The organism is Streptomyces sp. NBC_00028 (assembly GCF_045041065.1).
GTDB lineage: Bacteria > Actinomycetota > Actinomycetes > Streptomycetales > Streptomycetaceae > Streptomyces.
In genome coordinates this window covers 3,742,544-3,759,087 of record NZ_CP108293.1, presented here as the reverse complement: position 1 = coordinate 3,759,087, position 16,544 = coordinate 3,742,544, and the positions used below count along the sequence as shown (strand labels likewise).

Annotated in this window: 14 protein-coding genes; 10 read left to right on the top strand and 4 right to left on the bottom strand. The window is 68.4% G+C overall.

Features of this window, described 5'->3' with window-relative positions; genetic code table 11:
• Nucleotides 1-2 precede the first annotated feature (2 nt).
• Nucleotides 3-296, top strand: coding sequence for a hypothetical protein (locus OG885_RS16480; protein ID WP_405731700.1), 294 nt, complete (start codon nt 3-5; stop codon nt 294-296).
• Here the strand turns inward: OG885_RS16480 and OG885_RS16475 are convergent.
• The 4 genes from OG885_RS16475 to OG885_RS16460 are packed head-to-tail and all read right to left on the bottom strand — an operon-like array spanning nt 277 to nt 4,118.
• Nucleotides 277-1,047 carry a succinate dehydrogenase/fumarate reductase iron-sulfur subunit gene (locus tag OG885_RS16475; protein WP_405731697.1) on the bottom strand — a complete coding sequence of 257 codons (771 nt, stop codon included), beginning with the start codon at nt 1,045-1,047 and terminating at the stop codon, nt 277-279. The genes OG885_RS16480 and OG885_RS16475 overlap by 20 nt on opposite strands.
• Nucleotides 1,044-2,987, bottom strand: coding sequence for a fumarate reductase/succinate dehydrogenase flavoprotein subunit (locus tag OG885_RS16470; RefSeq protein ID WP_405731694.1), 1,944 nt, complete (start codon nt 2,985-2,987; stop codon nt 1,044-1,046). The genes OG885_RS16475 and OG885_RS16470 overlap by 4 nt, the downstream gene beginning before the upstream one ends.
• Nucleotides 2,987-3,808 (bottom strand): hypothetical protein, encoded by an 822-nt coding sequence (locus tag OG885_RS16465; protein WP_405731691.1) that lies wholly within the window; start codon nt 3,806-3,808, stop codon nt 2,987-2,989. The genes OG885_RS16470 and OG885_RS16465 overlap by 1 nt, the downstream gene beginning before the upstream one ends.
• Nucleotides 3,809-3,827: 19 nt before the next feature.
• Complete coding sequence (locus OG885_RS16460; protein WP_329335119.1) at nt 3,828-4,118, bottom strand: hypothetical protein; 291 nt, start codon at nt 4,116-4,118, stop codon at nt 3,828-3,830.
• Nucleotides 4,119-4,402: 284 nt separating this feature from the next.
• On the opposite strand from OG885_RS16460, the gene OG885_RS16455 reads away from it, so the two are divergent.
• From OG885_RS16455 to OG885_RS16415, 9 genes are all read left to right on the top strand, one after another.
• The gene (locus OG885_RS16455) at nt 4,403-6,655 is read left to right on the top strand and encodes an ABC transporter family substrate-binding protein (protein ID WP_405731688.1); all 2,253 of its coding nucleotides are present in this window, start codon (nt 4,403-4,405) and stop codon (nt 6,653-6,655) included.
• A gap of 28 nt (nt 6,656-6,683) precedes the next feature.
• The gene (locus OG885_RS16450; RefSeq protein WP_405731685.1) at nt 6,684-7,286 is read left to right on the top strand and encodes a hypothetical protein; all 603 of its coding nucleotides are present in this window, start codon (nt 6,684-6,686) and stop codon (nt 7,284-7,286) included.
• A 136-nt stretch (nt 7,287-7,422) separates the two neighbouring features.
• Nucleotides 7,423-9,330 carry a translational GTPase TypA gene (typA, locus tag OG885_RS16445; protein WP_405731682.1) on the top strand — a complete coding sequence of 636 codons (1,908 nt, stop codon included), beginning with the start codon at nt 7,423-7,425 and terminating at the stop codon, nt 9,328-9,330.
• A gap of 652 nt (nt 9,331-9,982) precedes the next feature.
• Nucleotides 9,983-11,020 (top strand): ABC transporter permease, encoded by a 1,038-nt coding sequence (locus OG885_RS16440; protein ID WP_399948688.1) that lies wholly within the window; start codon nt 9,983-9,985, stop codon nt 11,018-11,020.
• 117 nt (nt 11,021-11,137) lie between these two features.
• Complete coding sequence (locus OG885_RS16435) at nt 11,138-12,946, top strand: ABC transporter substrate-binding protein (protein WP_405731677.1); 1,809 nt, start codon at nt 11,138-11,140, stop codon at nt 12,944-12,946.
• A gap of 90 nt (nt 12,947-13,036) precedes the next feature.
• On the top strand, nt 13,037-14,017 hold the full coding sequence (locus OG885_RS16430) for an ABC transporter permease (RefSeq protein WP_405731674.1): 981 nt from the start codon (nt 13,037-13,039) through the stop codon (nt 14,015-14,017).
• 10 nt (nt 14,018-14,027) lie between these two features.
• Nucleotides 14,028-15,089, top strand: a complete 1,062-nt coding sequence (locus OG885_RS16425; RefSeq protein WP_405731671.1) for an ABC transporter ATP-binding protein — start codon at nt 14,028-14,030, stop codon at nt 15,087-15,089.
• A gap of 41 nt (nt 15,090-15,130) precedes the next feature.
• Nucleotides 15,131-16,261 carry an ABC transporter ATP-binding protein gene (locus tag OG885_RS16420; protein WP_405731668.1) on the top strand — a complete coding sequence of 377 codons (1,131 nt, stop codon included), beginning with the start codon at nt 15,131-15,133 and terminating at the stop codon, nt 16,259-16,261.
• A 125-nt stretch (nt 16,262-16,386) separates the two neighbouring features.
• Nucleotides 16,387-16,527 (top strand): hypothetical protein, encoded by a 141-nt coding sequence (locus tag OG885_RS16415; RefSeq protein WP_405731665.1) that lies wholly within the window; start codon nt 16,387-16,389, stop codon nt 16,525-16,527.
• Nucleotides 16,528-16,544: the final 17 nt, after the last annotated feature.

Below are 16,544 nucleotides of genomic sequence, written 5' to 3'. Positions count from 1 at the left end.
GCGTGCACGGGATATTGGTGATCACGGCAGTCGCGGTGCTGACGGCCGGGCTGGTGATCGGGGGCGCCGCGGTCATCACCGGATGGCTGCCCCCGGGGCGCGGGCGGGCCAAGGTGGCGCGGCCCAAGCTGTGGGGGTACGGCACGCTGACCGGAACGGCCGGGATGGGCACCTTCCTCTTCGTCGGGCCGCTGCGCGGGCCGACCGCGGAGGGCATGCCGTACGCGATGGCCGGCATGGTGGTGTTCGTGCTCGGGCTCGCTGTGCAGCGCCAGGCTATGAAGACCTCCTCCTGATCTTCGAACCGAGCCACACCAGCGGGTCGTACTTGCGGTCCACGGCCCGTTCCTTCAGTGGGATCAGCGCGTTGTCCGTGATCTTGATGCCCTCGGGGCAGACCTCGGTGCAGCACTTGGTGATGTTGCAGTAGCCGAGACCGTGTTCGTCCTGGGCGGTGGTCTTGCGGTCCAGGCCCGTCTCCGCCGCCGCGTCCAGCGGATGCATGTCCAGCTCGGCCACCCGCATCAGGAAGCGCGGGCCCGCGAACGCCTGCTTGTTCTCCTCGTGGTCGCGCACCACATGGCAGGTGTCCTGGCACAGGAAGCACTCGATGCACTTGCGGAACTCCTGCGAGCGGTCCACGTCCTCCTGCATCATCCGGTACTCGCCGGGGCCCAGGTCCGCGGGCGGCACGAACGCCGGGACCTCACGCGCCTTCTCGTAGTTGAAGCCGACGTCGGTCACCAGGTCGCGGACCACCGGGAACGCGCGCAGGGGGGTGACGGTGATCGTCTCCTCCTTCGTGAACACCGACATCCGGGTCATGCACATCAGCCGGGGCCGCCCGTTGACCTCCGCCGAGCACGAACCGCACTTGCCCGCCTTGCAGTTCCAGCGGACGGCGAGATCGGGGGCCTGGGTGGCCTGGAGGCGGTGGATGATGTCGAGGACCACCTCACCGTCGTTGACCTCGACCGTGAAGTCCTCCAGGCCGCCGCCCCCCACATCGCCCCGCCACACCTTGAACTGGGCCTTGTAGCTGCTCACTCGTACAGCTCCTCTTCGGCGAGGTACTTGACCAGCTCCTCCTTGTCGAAGAGGGCGAGCAGGTCGGGGCGGATGGGGTCGGTCGTCTCGCGGGTGAGGGCGATCTGGCCGCGGACCGGGTCCGTGGCGGCCAGGCCGCCCGTGGGGTCGGTGAGCGCGCACAGCAGGTTGACGTTGCGCCAGGTGCGTTCCATCGCCGGGTGGTCCTCGCGGGTGTGGCCGCCGCGCGACTCGGTGCGCTCCAGCGCCGCCCGGGCCACGCACTCACTGACCAGCAGCATGTTGCGCAGGTCGAGTGCGAGATGCCAGCCGGGGTTGAACTGGCGGTGGCCCTCCACTCCGGCGCGCCGGGCCCGTACCCGCAGCTCCGCCAGCTTCTCCAGGGCCTGCTCCATCTCGGCCTCGCGGCGGATGATGCCGACGAGGTCGTTCATGGCCTGCTGGAGCTCCTGGTGCAGGGTGTACGGGTTCTCCGGCGGGCGGCCGTCCTCCTCGCCCGGCGCCGGGCCCTCCGCGGAGAACGGGCGCAGCGCCTCGGCCGCCGCCGTGTCGACCTGGGTCTCGTCCACCGCGGGGCGCTCGAAGGCGAGGGCCGCCGCGTACTCGGCGGCGTGCAGGCCCGCCCTGCGGCCGAACACCAGCAGGTCGGAGAGCGAGTTGCCGCCGAGCCGGTTGGAGCCGTGCATACCGCCCGCGACCTCACCGGCCGCGAACAGCCCCGGCACCCCGCGGGCCGCCGCCGTGTCCGAATCGACCGCGATGCCGCCCATCACGTAGTGACAGGTCGGCCCGACCTCCATCGCCTCGGCGGTGATGTCGACGTCCGCCAGCTCCTTGAACTGGTGGTACATGGACGGCAGCCGGCGCTTGATCGTCTCGGCGGGCATCCGCGTCGACACGTCCAGGAAGACGCCGCCGTGCGGGGAGCCGCGGCCCGCCTTGACCTCGGCGTTGATGGCGCGGGCGACCTCGTCGCGGGGGAGGAGCTCCGGTGGCCGGCGGTTGTGGTCCGGGTCCTCGTACCAGCGGTCGCCCTCCTCCTCCGACTCGGCGTACTTCTCCTTGAAGACGTCGGGGACGTAGTCGAACATGAACCGCTTGCCGTCCGAGTTGCGCAGCACTCCGCCGTCGCCGCGGACCGACTCGGTGACGAGGATGCCCTTCACCGACGGCGGCCAGACCATGCCCGTGGGATGGAACTGCACGAACTCCATGTTCAGCAGCGGCGCCCCCGCGAGCAGGGCGAGGGCGTGACCGTCGCCGGTGTACTCCCACGAGTTCGACGTCACCTTGAAGGACTTGCCGATGCCGCCGGTCGCGATGACCACGGACGGCGCTTCGAGGACGAAGAAACGGCCGGACTCGCGCTCGTACGCGAAGACTCCGGAGACCCGGCTGCCGTCTTTGAGGATCCGGGTGACCGTGCACTCCTGGAAGACCTTCAGCCGGGACTCGTAGTCGCCCGTCTCGCGATGGTCCTGCTGTTGCAGCGAGACGATCTTCTGCTGGAGGGTCCGGATGAGTTCCAGGCCCGTGCGGTCGCCGACGTGCGCGAGGCGCGGGTACTCGTGGCCGCCGAAGTTGCGCTGGGAGATCCGGCCGTCCTTGGTGCGGTCGAACAGGGCGCCCCAGGTCTCCAGCTCCCACACCCGCTCCGGGGCCTCCTGGGCGTGCAGTTCGGCCATCCGCCACTGGTTGAGGAACTTCCCGCCGCGCATGGTGTCGCGGAAGTGCACCTGCCAGCTGTCGTGCTCGTTGGCGTTCGCCATCGCCGCGGCGATGCCGCCCTCGGCCATCACGGTGTGCGCCTTGCCGAACAGCGACTTGCAGATGACCGCCGTACGGGCGCCTCGCTCCCGTGCCTCGATGGCGGCGCGCAGTCCGGCGCCACCGGCACCGACCACGACCACGTCCCACTCCTGGCGTTCCACCACGGACATCAGAACAACCTCGGATCGTCGAAGGCGCCGGAAGCGACCAGGTAGACGTAGAAGTCGGCGAGCGCCACGCTCACCAGCGACGCCCACGCCAACAGCATGTGACGGGCGTTCAGCTTCCCGACGAACTTCCATGCCCGGTAGCGCACGGGATGCTTGGAGAAGTGCTTGAGCTGGCCGCCGACGATGTGCCGACAGGAGTGGCAGGAGACGGTGTACGCCCAGATCAGCACGATGTTGACCAGGAACACGAGGGTGCCCAGACCCATGTGGCCCCACGCGTAGTGCTCGTCGCGGAAGGCGAGCACGGTGTCGTACGTGAGGATGCCGGCGACCACGATCGCGGCGTAGAAGAAGTACCGGTGCAGGTTCTGCAGGACGAGCGGGAAGCGGGTCTCGCCCGAGTACTTCTTGTGCGGCTCGGCCACCGCGCAGGCCGGCGGGGACGCCCAGAAGCCCCGGTAGTAGGCCTTGCGGTAGTAGTAGCAGGTCAGGCGGAAGCCGAGCGGGAAGATCAGGATGAGGATCGCCGGGGACAGCGGCCACCAGCCGCCGAAGATCTCCCAGTTGGGGCCCGAGCGCATGGTCTCGCACTTCTCCGCGAGACAGGGGGAGTAGAACGGCGAGACGTACGGCGCCGCGTAGTAGTCCGCGTTCGTGAAGGCCCTCCACGCCGAGTAGACGACGAAGGCGAGCAGCCCGGCGGCGGTGGCGGCGGGCGCCAGCCACCAGCGGTCGGTCCGCAGATGAGGAGCGGCGATCGCGGCGCGCGTACCGGACCGTACGCCGCCGCTGTTCTGTTGGGGTTCCGTACCAGTGGCCAACTCATGACTCCGGTCGGGTTCAGGGGGCGTGGCGGTCGCGGGCGCCGAGACCCTCGTCGTCCGAGTCCGTCCACAGGCTGTTGTCGTACGGGGTGTCGGGGATGGAGACGAGGTCGGTCCGCTTCGACTGGGCGAGCGCGGGATCGGCCTCCTTGAGCAGGGCGAGGCTCTCGCGCAGGCGGTCGGTGTCCACGCGGACACGGCGCATCTCCAGGCCGCCGCTGCCGAGTTGCTGCTCCAGGCGTTTCACATACCGGTGCAGCTCGTCGAGGCAGCGCTGGGCTGACGCCAGTTCGTCGTGCAGGGCCATGACGTGACCTCACTTAGGGCGGCAACGTTCATGTGCGCCTGCGAGTGTTGCGCGTCACACCGGCCCATGTGAAGGGACGTGCATGGATTGGCGGATCGTGAGCCTCCGTGCGCGCCCCTCGTGCGCCGTCCATTGCGCCGCACGGGTGGGCTTCCGCGCCGCCCCCGCCGTGTCGCCACCGACTGCCGAACCCTTTCCTCTTCAGTGGCCGCATACATCTGATCAGCTCCATATACCGCCAAACGTGATCCAAACCAGGCGGCGCACCCCCGGAGGTAGACGGCATGTCCCCACACGGCGTCGCACTGCGCGCGGTGATGCGCTCGGTCGCCTTCCTGAGCGCGGGCGCGCTCGCGGTCCCGCTGCTCTCCGGATGCAGCTCCGAGGATCCGGCCGGAAAGCCGCTCGCCGGGCAGGACATCGGGATCGCCGAGCGTTCCCTGGTCGCCGACGGCGGCACCCTGCGCTGGGCGGTGGACTCGGTGCCGGACACCCTCAACACGTTCCAGTCGGACGCCGACGCCACCACCACCCGGGTCGCCCAGGCCGTCCTGCCGGCGATGTACCGGCTCGACGCGAACGGCCGCCCCCAGGTCGACGCCGACTACCTGGAGAAGGCCGAGGTCGTCGAGACCGAGCCCCGCCAGGTCGTGCTGTACAAGCTGAACCAGCAGGCCGTCTGGAGCGACGGCCGCGAGATCGGCGCCGCCGATTTCGCCGCCCAGTGGCGCGCCCTGTCCGGCAAGGACACCGCGTACTGGACGGCCCGCAACGCCGGCTACGACCGCATCGAGAAGATCGAGCGCGGCAAGAACGACCTGGAGGTCAAGGTCACCTTCGCGCGGCCGTACGCCGACTGGAAGTCGCTGTTCTCCCCGCTGTACCCGAAGGACGTCATGGGCACCCCGGACTCCTTCAACGACAGCGCCCGCAAGAAGCTCAAGGTCACTGCCGGTCCCTTCGCGCTGAAGAAGGTCGACCGCAAGGACGACGAGGTCACCCTCGCCCGCAACCCGCGCTGGTGGGGCAGACCCGCCAAGCTCGACGAGATCGTGCTGCGCGCCGTACCCCGCGACAAGCGGGCCGCCGCACTCGCCGCGGGCACCCTGGACCTGGCCGAGATCGACCCCGAGTCGGTCAAGCGGATCACCGTGGCGGCCAAGGGCCGGGCGAGCGCCACCCCGCTCATGGGCCCCGGCAGCAATCTCACCGCCGCCGACTCCCTGCGCTCCTGGGCCGTCGCCAAGGGCACCGACGAGGACGCCGCCGACGACGAGATCAGCGCCCGCGAGCAGCAGCGCCAGGAGATCTCCGCGTACGCCCGCCAGCAGCAGGCCCTGCGCGGCTTCGAGGTGCGCCGCTCCCTGGAGCCCGCGTACACCCAGCTCGCCCTCAACGGCGCCGAGGGCCCCCTCGCCGACGAGCGGGTCCGCCGTGCCGTGGCCCGCGCCCTGGACCGGGACGCCCTGGCCTCGGTCGTGCTCAGCCCACTCGGCCTGCCCGCCGAGCCGGTCGGCAGCCACCTCGCGCTGGCCGGGCAGGCCGCCTACGCCGACAGCAGCGGCGCCCTCGGCGGCCAGGACACCACTGAGGCCGAGGCCCTCCTCGCGGACGCCGGCTGGGTGCCGGGCGGGCCGTTGAAGGAGGAGAAGAAGAAGGGCGAGAAGGCCGCCGGGTCCAAGGGCGAGAAGACTTCCGAGAAGGCCTCCCAGGAGGACTCCGAGGACGGTGACGACAGTACGTACATCGTCGGCGAGGACGACAAGGCGCCGCGCGAGGCGGACAAGGTCCTGCGTGAGGCCGACCGGGAGAAGAAGCAGGACCCCAAGAAGCACGGGAAGAGCGGGGACGGCTCCCAGCACCTCGCGCAGGACGGCAAGCAGTACGCGAACAAGCTGAAGCAGGGCGGCGCCCCCGGCGCCTACGCCCCCCGGGGCACCGCCGCGCCCGCCGGTGCCGCGGCCGGGATGCTCGCCAAGGACGGCAAGCCGCTCACGCTCCGCTTCGTCCTGCCGTCGGGACCGGGCTCGCAGACCCTGCGCACGGTGGCCGACCGGATCTCCGGGATGCTCCAGAAGGTCGGCATCCGCACCGAGATCAGCAAGGTCGCCGACGAGAGCTACTTCAAGGACCACATCGCGTCCGGCCAGTTCGACCTCGCCCTGTACTCCTGGCCCGCCTCCGCCTTCCCCGCCACCGACGCCCGCCCGATCTACGCCAAGCCGGTCCCGGCCGCCGACGGCTCCCTGAACGTCGAGCAGAACTACACCCGCGTCGGCACCGACCAGGTGGACCAGCTCTTCGACCAGGCCGTCTCCACGCTGGACGAGGGCGAGAGCCGGGGCCTGATCCGCAAGGCCGACTCCCGGATCTGGGCCGCCGCCGGCTCGATCCCGCTGTATCAGCGCCCCCAGCTCACGGCGGCGAGGAAGAACATCGCCAACGCCGGTGCCTTCGGCTTCCAGACGCCGGTGTACGAGGACATGGGCTTCCTGAAGAAGGGGGCCCACCCCTCGGCGAGCCCCAAGGAGAAGTAGGGGAGCGCGGTAGGGGATCATCGTCTGCATGTACATGCGGACGTGGGTGGTGGGGGCCGCGCTGGTGGCCCTCGGGGCGGGGCTGACGGGGTGCAGTGGTGACTCGGACGCGCGGGCGGGAGCCTGCGCGGACGGGACGTACGCCTGGTCCGGTGTACGGCACACGGAGAAGGTGACCTACCTCGCCGAGCCCATCACGATCGAGAAGCCGACGGCGTCCTACAAAGCCCAGCTCAACGTCATCGACACCGTCGTCTACCACCAGACGATCAGTCCCCGGCCAAAGGGCGCGAGCAGTTCGGACGTGCTCGCGTCACTCGGCACGTATCTGAAGCTCGACGGACCGGCCGGAGGCTCCAGCGGGCGGATCAACACCTCGATCGGTGCCGGGTACGAGGAGGGGACCGGGCTGGAGAAGGGCTCGTACTACGCCTGGGGCTACGTCAATCTGGTCGATGCCGACTTCACGTACACCTGCGGGGACGGCGAGCCCGCCAAGGGCCATGTCCGCAGCTGGGACAAGACCGGCTCCGACTTCCGTTCCTGTGCCGAGGCCGCGCCGAGCGACAGCGGCCGGGAGGCCGCCGCCCGCCGCTGCCCGACCGGCTCAAGGGCCGCGCAGGAGGCCTGAAACCGCCCCCGGAGGCCGCCGCTGCCAATGCCACGTACCATGGGGTGAGGCCGTGGCATGTACAGCCCGGCAGGGTCCGCGTAGCAGAGACGTACGCGCAGGCCCCTTCCACACCACTCCGGGAGTACGCCGCACTATGGCCACGCGCCACGACATCCGCAATGTAGCCATCGTCGCCCACGTCGACCACGGCAAGACCACCATCGTCGACGGCATGCTGAAGCAGGCCGGCGCCTTCGCCGCGCACCAGCTCGAAGGCGTCGACGACCGCATGATGGACTCGAACGACCTGGAGCGTGAGAAGGGCATCACGATCCTGGCCAAGAACACGGCCGTGAAGTACCACCCGAAGGATGGCGGCGACGTCATCACCATCAACATCATCGACACCCCCGGCCACGCCGACTTCGGTGGCGAGGTCGAGCGTGGTCTGTCCATGGTCGACGGTGTGGTGCTGCTGGTCGACGCCTCCGAGGGCCCGCTGCCGCAGACCCGCTTCGTGCTGCGCAAGGCGCTCCAGCAGCGCCTCCCCGTCATCCTGTGCATCAACAAGACGGACCGTCCGGACTCCCGGATCGACGAGGTCGTCAACGAGACGTACGACCTCTTCCTCGACCTGGACGCGGACGAGGAGCAGATCGAGTTCCCGATCGTCTACGCCTGCGGCCGTGACGGCATCGCCTCGCTGACCAAGCCGGAGAACGGCACGGTCCCGGCCGACTCCAACAGCCTGGAGCCGTTCTTCTCGACGATCCTCCAGCACATCCCGGCCCCGACCTACGACGAGGACGCGCCGCTCCAGGCCCACGTCACCAACCTGGACGCCGACAACTTCCTCGGCCGTATCGCGCTGCTCCGCGTCGAGCAGGGCGAGCTGCGCAAGGGCCAGACCGTCACGTGGATCAAGCGCGACGGCTCCATGTCCAACGTGCGCATCACCGAGCTGCTGATGACCGAGGCGCTCACCCGCAAGCCCGCCGAGGTGGCGGGCCCCGGTGACATCTGTGCCGTCGCCGGTATCTCGGACATCATGATCGGCGAGACCCTCGCCGACCCGGAGAACCCGATCCCGCTGCCGCTGATCACGGTCGACGAGCCCGCGATCTCCATGACCATCGGCACCAACACCTCGCCGCTGGTCGGCCGGGGCGGCACCGGCAAGGGCGCCGACAACAAGGCGGCCGTCAAGGACCGCAAGGTCACCGCCCGCCAGGTCAAGGACCGCCTGGACCGCGAGCTGATCGGTAACGTCTCGCTGCGCGTCCTCGACACCGAGCGTCCCGACGCCTGGGAGGTCCAGGGCCGTGGTGAGCTCGCGCTCGCCATCCTGGTCGAGCAGATGCGCCGCGAGGGCTTCGAGCTGACCATCGGCAAGCCGCAGGTCGTCACCAAGGAGGTCGACGGCAAGACGTACGAGCCCGTCGAGCGCATGACGATCGACGTGCCCGAGGAGCACATGGGCGCGGTCACGCAGCTCATGGGCGTCCGCAAGGGCCGCATGGACAACATGTCCAACCACGGCTCGGGCTGGGTGCGCATGGAGTTCGTCGTGCCGTCGCGCGGTCTCATCGGCTTCCGGACCGAGTTCCTGACCCAGACCCGCGGTACGGGCATCGGGCACTCCATCCACGAGGGCTTCGAGCCCTGGTTCGGCACTCTCCAGACCCGTAACAACGGCTCCCTGGTCGCCGACCGCTCCGGTGCCGTCACCGCCTTCGCGATGACGAACCTCCAGGAGCGCGGTGTGCTGTTCACCGACCCCGGCACCGAGGTGTACGAGGGCATGATCGTCGGCGAGAACTCGCGCTCCGACGACATGGACGTGAACATCACCAAGGAGAAGAAGCTCACGAACATGCGGTCGTCGTCGGCCGACTCGTTCGAGGCGATCGTGCCGCCCCGCAAGCTCTCCCTGGAGCAGTCCCTGGAGTTCTGCCGTGACGACGAGTGCGTGGAGGTCACCCCGGAGGCGGTCCGCATCCGCAAGGTGAACCTGGACGCCCGCGAGCGCGCCCGCGCCGCGAGCCGCGCCAAGCACGGCTGATCGCCGATCGGTTCTGAGCCCGGGCACCCCCATCAAGGGGGGTGCCCGGGCTTTTTGCAACCCGTTTTCCGTCAGGTCCCTGTGGATCAGCGGTGAGTCATGTCCGTAATGCGGAGATCCTCGCCCGATACACATGTAACACGTCCGTTTCGCGCCCTTCTCGCACCAGACAGTTTGTCCAGATTTTGGAAGATGTACGGGCCAGCTGTGACTGAATTGAGATTTAAGAACAGTGGTCGGTACTTGGCTCATGGCAGATAGTTAGCCGCGTAGCGCTCGGGTCAATGGGTCTCGCGCCGTGGGGACGGCGCCGACTCACGAGCACCAGGGGGTGCCTGACCCTCCGTCAGGGGTGTCGGAGGACGGGCAGTACCCCCTCCTGTTGGTGAACACGTGGAGTCATGAGGAGGAGTCCCATGCGCGGTGTCACAAGCACCAGGTGGGTCACAGCGTCCGCAAACTGCGTCAACTCCGCGCCGGCGTACGGCGATCGGCTCTGAGGGGCTTCGCTCCTACCACTACGCGCGTCCGGCTGCGGGTTCTTCCGCGGGCCGGAGCATGCGCCGACGCTTCTTCATGATCCGACCCGCGATCGCGCACACCCGTGCCGGTCGCCGGTTCGGCACACCCACACCTGCGAAACGGACGAACTGTGACCAGTCCTATCGACATCGAAGGCGGCGGGACCCCGGTCGTCGTCGACGGCGACCAGCAGCCGAAGACGAAGCCGGAGGAGGCCAAGCAGCTTGAGGGCCGCTCTCCGGGCCAGTTGATGTGGATCCGCTTCAAGCGCGACCGCACCGGAGTGATCTCGGCATACGTCGTGATCTTCTTCTTCGTGGTCGGCCTCGCGGCCCCGCTGATCTCCAAGCTGTACGGCAAGGACCCCTACACGGTGTTCGCGGACGAACGCCCCGAACTCTTCGACAGCGCGGGCGTCCCGTTGCAGCCCAACGGCGGTATCAGCGGCGAGTTCTGGTTCGGCCTGGAGCCCGGCAACGGCTACGACGTCTTCACCAAGCTGCTCTACGGCATCCGCAACTCCCTGATGATCTCGCTCGCGGTCACCGTCGCGACCGTGCTGACCGGCATCATCCTCGGGGTCGCGGCCGGCTATCTCGGCGGCAGGACCGACCAGTTGATCAGCCGGGTCATCGACTTCCTGCTCGCCTTCCCGGCCCAGCTGTTCTTCATCGCGAGCATGCCGGTCGTGGTCTCGCTGTTCGTCAGCCCGCGCGACGAGACGCCGGTGTACGTCCGGGTCGTCGCCCTCATCGCGGTGCAGTGGTTCCTCGGCTGGATGAGCCTCGGCCGCATCCTGCGCGGCACCACACTCTCGCTGCGAGAACGGGAGTTCATCGAGGCGGCCAAGGTCAGCGGAGCGTCTCCCACCCGGATCATCCGCAAGGAGATCCTGCCCAACGTGGTCACCCCGATCCTGGTGCAGTCGACGTACATGCTGCCCAACTTCGTGACCGCCGAGGCCGGTCTGAGCTTCCTCGGCGTCGGGATCGTCGAACCGACGCCGGACTGGGGGCAGATGTTCTCCAAGGCGTCGACCGAACTCGTGATGCAGAACGACATCACCTACATGTTCTTCCCGGGCATCTCGATGATCATCTTCATCGTGGCGTTCAACCTGCTCGGGGACTCGGTCAGGGACGCCTTCGATCCCAAGACGGCGCGCTGACCGACGAGTTGTGGGCGTCCTCGCCCGACACCGACCGGACGGCACGTTGCCGGTCCGCACTTCAAACCGCACTGGCGCAGGTCGCACCGGTGACACAAGATGGGTGGAATCTGAGTGATGGGTAAGGGTGGACGCCACGCGTACGCCGCGCTCTCACTGCTGGCGGCGGGGGCTCTCGTGCTCACCGGCTGCAGCGAGGGCGGCAGCAAAGGCAGCGACAACGACAAGCAGGACAAGGAGAACGCCCAGCGGCAGCAGGCCGGCATCTCCTTCGGCAACGCCAAGGAGTCGACCGGACCGGCCGCCGAGATCGCCGGCGCCAAGGCGGGCGGCACCATCACGGTGCTCCAGCGGGACAGCTTCGCGCACCTGGACCCGGGCCAGATCTACGTCTCCGACGAGATGGCCCTCTCGCAGCTCATCCACCGCGGTCTGACCGCCTACAAGGCCACCAGCGACGACGGCAAGAAGCACCAGGTCGTCGGCGACCTCGCCACCGACAGCGGTACCACCAGCGACGGCGGCAAGACCTGGAAGTACACGCTCAAGGACGGGGTCAAGTGGGCCGACGGCTCCGCGATCACCGCCAAGGACGTGCGCCAGACCTTCGAGCGGCTCTTCGCGCCGTTCATCTCCAATGGCCCGACCTACATCCAGCAGTGGCTGGCCGACACCCCGGGCACGGAGTACCGCAAGCTTCTCCCGGACGGCCCGTACAAGGGCAAGCACCTCCCGGACACCGTCCTGGAGACGCCCGACGACAAGACGATCGTCTTCAAGTTCAAGTCGCCCAAGCCCGACCTGCCGTACGCGCTCGCCATGGCCGGCTACTCCGTCGTGTCCGCCGAGAAGGACACCAAGGTCAAGTACGACAAGTCCCCGATGACCTCCGGTCCTTACAAGATCTCGGAGTTCAAGTCGGGCAAGACGATGACGCTGGTCAAGAACACCAACTGGGACCCGAAGACCGACGCGGTCCGGCACCAGTACGTCGACCAGTTCAACATCGAGTTCAACAAGCAGTTCGAGGACTCGACCAAGGCCATCCTCGACGACTCGGGCGCCAACGCGACGGCGATCAGCCTCAGCAACCAGGTCGACGCGGGCAACCTGACCAAGGTCCTCAACGACGCCGCGATGAAGAACCGTACGGTCTCCGGCTACCAGCCGTACGTGGGACAGATGAACATCAACCTGTCCCAGCCGGAGATGCAGTCCAAGGAGGTCCGCGAGGCCATCGCCTACGCCCTGCCGATCACGCCGTTCGTGCGTGCCTTCGGCGGCACCGACGCGATGGAGGTCGCCGGCGGTCTGATCAGCCCGACCGTCTCCGGCTACGACCCCAAGTTCGACCCCTTCGGCAAGAAGGCCAAGCCCGCCGGTGACCCGGCCAAGGCCAAGCAGCTCCTGGAGAAGGCCGGCAAGGTGGGCCTGAAGCTGACCTTCGGCTACATCAACACCCCTGAGGGCCAGCAGTACTCCACCGCCATGGCGGCGGGCCTGGAGAAGGCCGGCTTCGACGTGCAGCGCCAGGAGATCCCGGCCGAGACGTACTACGACAACGTCAGCAAGGTCAAGAACAACTACGACATCTACCACACCGCGTGGGGTGCCGACTGGCCGAGCGCGTCGACCGTGATCCCGCCGCTCTACGACGGCCGCCAGATCCAGGACGGCTCCTCGAACTACTCGCACATCAACGACCCGAAGGTGAACGCCGACATCGACAAGGCGAACACCATCACCGACCCGATCAAGGCCGCCGAGGCCTGGAACAAGATCAACGAGTACATCGTGAAGGACGTCGTCTCCAACATCCCGACGGCGTACTACAAGCAGACCCAGATCGCCGGGTCCAAGATCGGTGGCCTCGCGTACGACGACGTCATCGGTGGCGTCGACCCGCGCAGGCTCTTCGTGAAGTAACCCGTCCAAGCGGCGTCCGGTGCGTCCCGCCCCGTTCCTGTGGTGGGGCGCACCGCGCCGCCCAGGCTTCGCCCGAAAGCTGCCACTGAGATGCTGCGCTTCCTCCTCCGCCGGATCCTCGGCTCACTCGTGATCCTGGTCCTGCTGACCGTGGTCGCCTTCCTGCTCTTCTTCGGCATGCCCCGCGATCCGGCGCTGCTGATGTGCGGCAAGACCTGCACGCCGGACTCCCTGGCGAACATCCACCACACGCTGGGGCTCGACAAGTCGATCCCGGAGCAGTTCTGGATCTTCCTGTCCGGGCTGGTCACCGGACGCAACGACTTCGAGCAGGGGCCCTGCCCCGCCCCGTGCTTCGGGTACTCGTACCACACCAACGAGCAGGTCTGGTCGACCCTGATGGACCGGCTGCCGCTGACGCTATCGCTCGCGGCCGGCGCCACCGTCGTCTTCCTGTTCGTCGGGCTCGGCACCGGACTGCTCGCCGCCTGGAAGCGCGGCACCCTCGTGGACAAGTCCTTCACCGCCGGGTCCATGGTGATCAGCTCGATGCAGATCTACTTCCTGGGCCCGCTGGCGCTGGCGATCCTCGTCTACCAGACCCATATCTTCGACGAGCCGGACTACACCCCGATCACCGACAACCCCGCCGCCTGGTTCACCGGGCTGATCATCCCCTGGGCGGTGCTGTCCACCATCTTCGCCGCGCAGTACACGCGTATGGCGCGCTCCTCGATGATCGAGCAGCTCCAGGAGGAACACGTCCGCACCGCCCGCGCCAAGGGCATGAGCGGCCGCTACGTCTTCTTCCGCTACGCCTGGCGCGGTTCGCTGATCCCCATCATCACCATCCTCGGCATCGACCTCAGCTCGCTGCTCGGCGGCGCGATCATCACCGAGTTCACCTTCGGACTGCCCGGCCTCGGACGGCTCGCGGTGGAGTCGGTGCAGTTCAGCGATCTGCCGCTGCTGCTCGGCGTGATGCTGTTCTCGGCCGCCGTGATCCTGCTGTGCAACATCGTCGTCGACGCCTGCTACGCCTTCATCGACCCGCGCGTGCGGCTGTCCTAGGAGCTCTGTCGTGACCACTGTGACCAAGGAGGACGGGGCGCCCGTCCCGTCCGACGCGGGCGCCTTCCTCTCCGTGCGCGACCTGCACGTCAGCTTCCGCACCGAGGACGGCGCCGTCCGCGCCGTCGACGGGCTCTCCTTCGACCTGGAGCGCGGCAAGACCCTCGGCATCGTCGGCGAGTCGGGCTCCGGCAAGTCCGTGACCAATCTGACGATCCTCGGGCTGCACAACCCGAAGTTCACCACCGTCGAGGGCGAGATCCTGCTGGAGGGGCGGGAGTTGACCACCGCCCGGGAGCACGAGCTGGAGAAGCTGCGCGGCAACAAGGTCGCCATGATCTTCCAGGACCCGCTCACCGCGCTGTCGCCGTACTACACGGTGGGCCGGCAGATCGCCGAGCCGTACATGAAGCACCGGGGCGCCTCCAAGAAGGCCGCCTGGGACCGCGCGGTGGAGATGCTCGGCAAGGTCGGCATCCCCAACCCCAGGGAACGGGCGAAGGACTACCCCCACCAGTTCTCCGGCGGTATGCGCCAGCGCGCGATGATCGCCATGGCCCTGGTGTGCGACCCGGACCTGCTGATCGCCGACGAGCCCACCACGGCCCTCGACGTCACGGTCCAGGCCCAGATCCTCGACCTCCTCAAGGACCTCCAGCAGGAGTTCGGCTCCGCGATCATCTTCATCACCCATGACCTCGGCGTCATCGCCGACATGGCCGACGACATCATGGTGATGTACGCGGGCGGCGCGATCGAACGCGGCACCACGAACGAGGTCCTGCGCTCACCCCAGCACCCCTACACCTGGGGCCTGTTGAACTCGATGCCGCGCATCGACTCCGACCTCGACGCCCCGCTGGCGCCGATCCCGGGTCAGCCGCCGTCCCTGCTGAACCCCCCGTCCGGCTGCCGTTTCCACCCCCGCTGCACCTTCCAGGGCCGGGTCGACGGCACCCGGTGCGTCGACGAACGCCCCTTGCTGGCCCCGGACCGCGCTTCCGCCTGCCATCTCACGGCGGACCAGAAGCGGACCATCTTCATCGAAGAGATCAAGCCCAGTCTGGGCTAGGGCCTGTCCCAGTCGTAGTCCCAGTCCTAGGAGGACACGTCATGAAAGAGGACCTCGTCCTCCCGGCCCCGCGCGAGGCAGTCGGCGAATCGTCCGGCGACCCGCTCCTCGTGGTCGAGGGGCTCACCAAGCACTTCCCGGTCAAGGGCGGCTTCCCGATCCGCCGTACGGTCGGCGCGGTCCAGGCGGTGGACGGCATCGACCTGTCGGTCCACGTCGGCGAGAGCTTCGGCCTGGTGGGGGAGTCGGGCTGCGGCAAGTCGACCACGGGCCGGCTGATCACCCGGCTGCTGGAACCGACGGCCGGGACGATCTCGTACCGCGGCAAGGACATCACGCACGCCAGCCGCAGGGAACTGGCGCCGATCCGCTCCGAGATCCAGATGATCTTCCAGGACCCGTACTCGTCGCTGAACCCGCGGCAGACGGTCGGCAAGATCATCTCGGGCCCGATGGAGATCAACGAGATCGAGCCGGAGGGCGGCCGGGAGCGGCGGGTCCGTGAGCTGCTGGAGATCGTCGGCCTCAACCCCGAGCACTACAACCGCTTCCCGCACGAGTTCTCCGGCGGACAGCGCCAACGCATCGGCGTGGCAAGGGCATTGGCGCTCGAACCCAAGCTGATCGTGGCGGACGAGCCGGTCTCGGCCCTCGACGTCTCCATCCAGGCGCAGGTGGTGAACCTGCTCCAGAAGGTCCAGCAGGAGCTGGGCATCGCGTTCCTGTTCATCGCCCACGACCTCGCCGTCGTACGGCACTTCTCGCAGCGCGTGGCCGTGATGTACCTCGGCAAGATCATCGAGGTCGGCGACCGCGAGTCCATCTACACCCGCCCCCGGCACCCCTACACCCACGCCCTGCTCTCCGCGGTGCCCGAGGTGAGCCTCACGGGGGAGGCGGACGCGGGCGGGCGGGAGCGCATCCGGCTCGCCGGGGACGTGCCGTCGCCGATCTCGCCGCCGTCGGGCTGCCGCTTCCGGACCCGGTGCTGGAAGGCGCAGGACAAGTGCGCGGCCGAGGAGCCGCAGCTGGTCCGGATCTCCGGGAACCATGACGGCCATCTGACGGCCTGCCACTTCCCGGAGGACCCGACGATCGAGGGGCGCGACGAGGACATCGTGCTGGACCCGGCGCTGGCGGCGCTGGAGGAGGACCTGAACGACGACCGGTGAAAGACCGGCGAAAGACCGGTGAAAGACCGGGGAAAGACCCCTGCCCGAGGCTGGGACGCAGGCGCGGGACGGTCGTTGTTGGACGGCCGCCCGCCGCATCCGATCCATCGGAAAGGGAGAGCACCGTGGAACACACCACGCACGCCGAGACCTTCGGTGACCAGGGCACGCCCGGCACCTCCGAGGCGCCGCAGCAGCCCGAGTTCATCGAGGTCCGGCTGCTGGACAAGATCGAGACGATCCAGAACAAGCAGATCGACACCTGACAACGGCAGACCCCGGC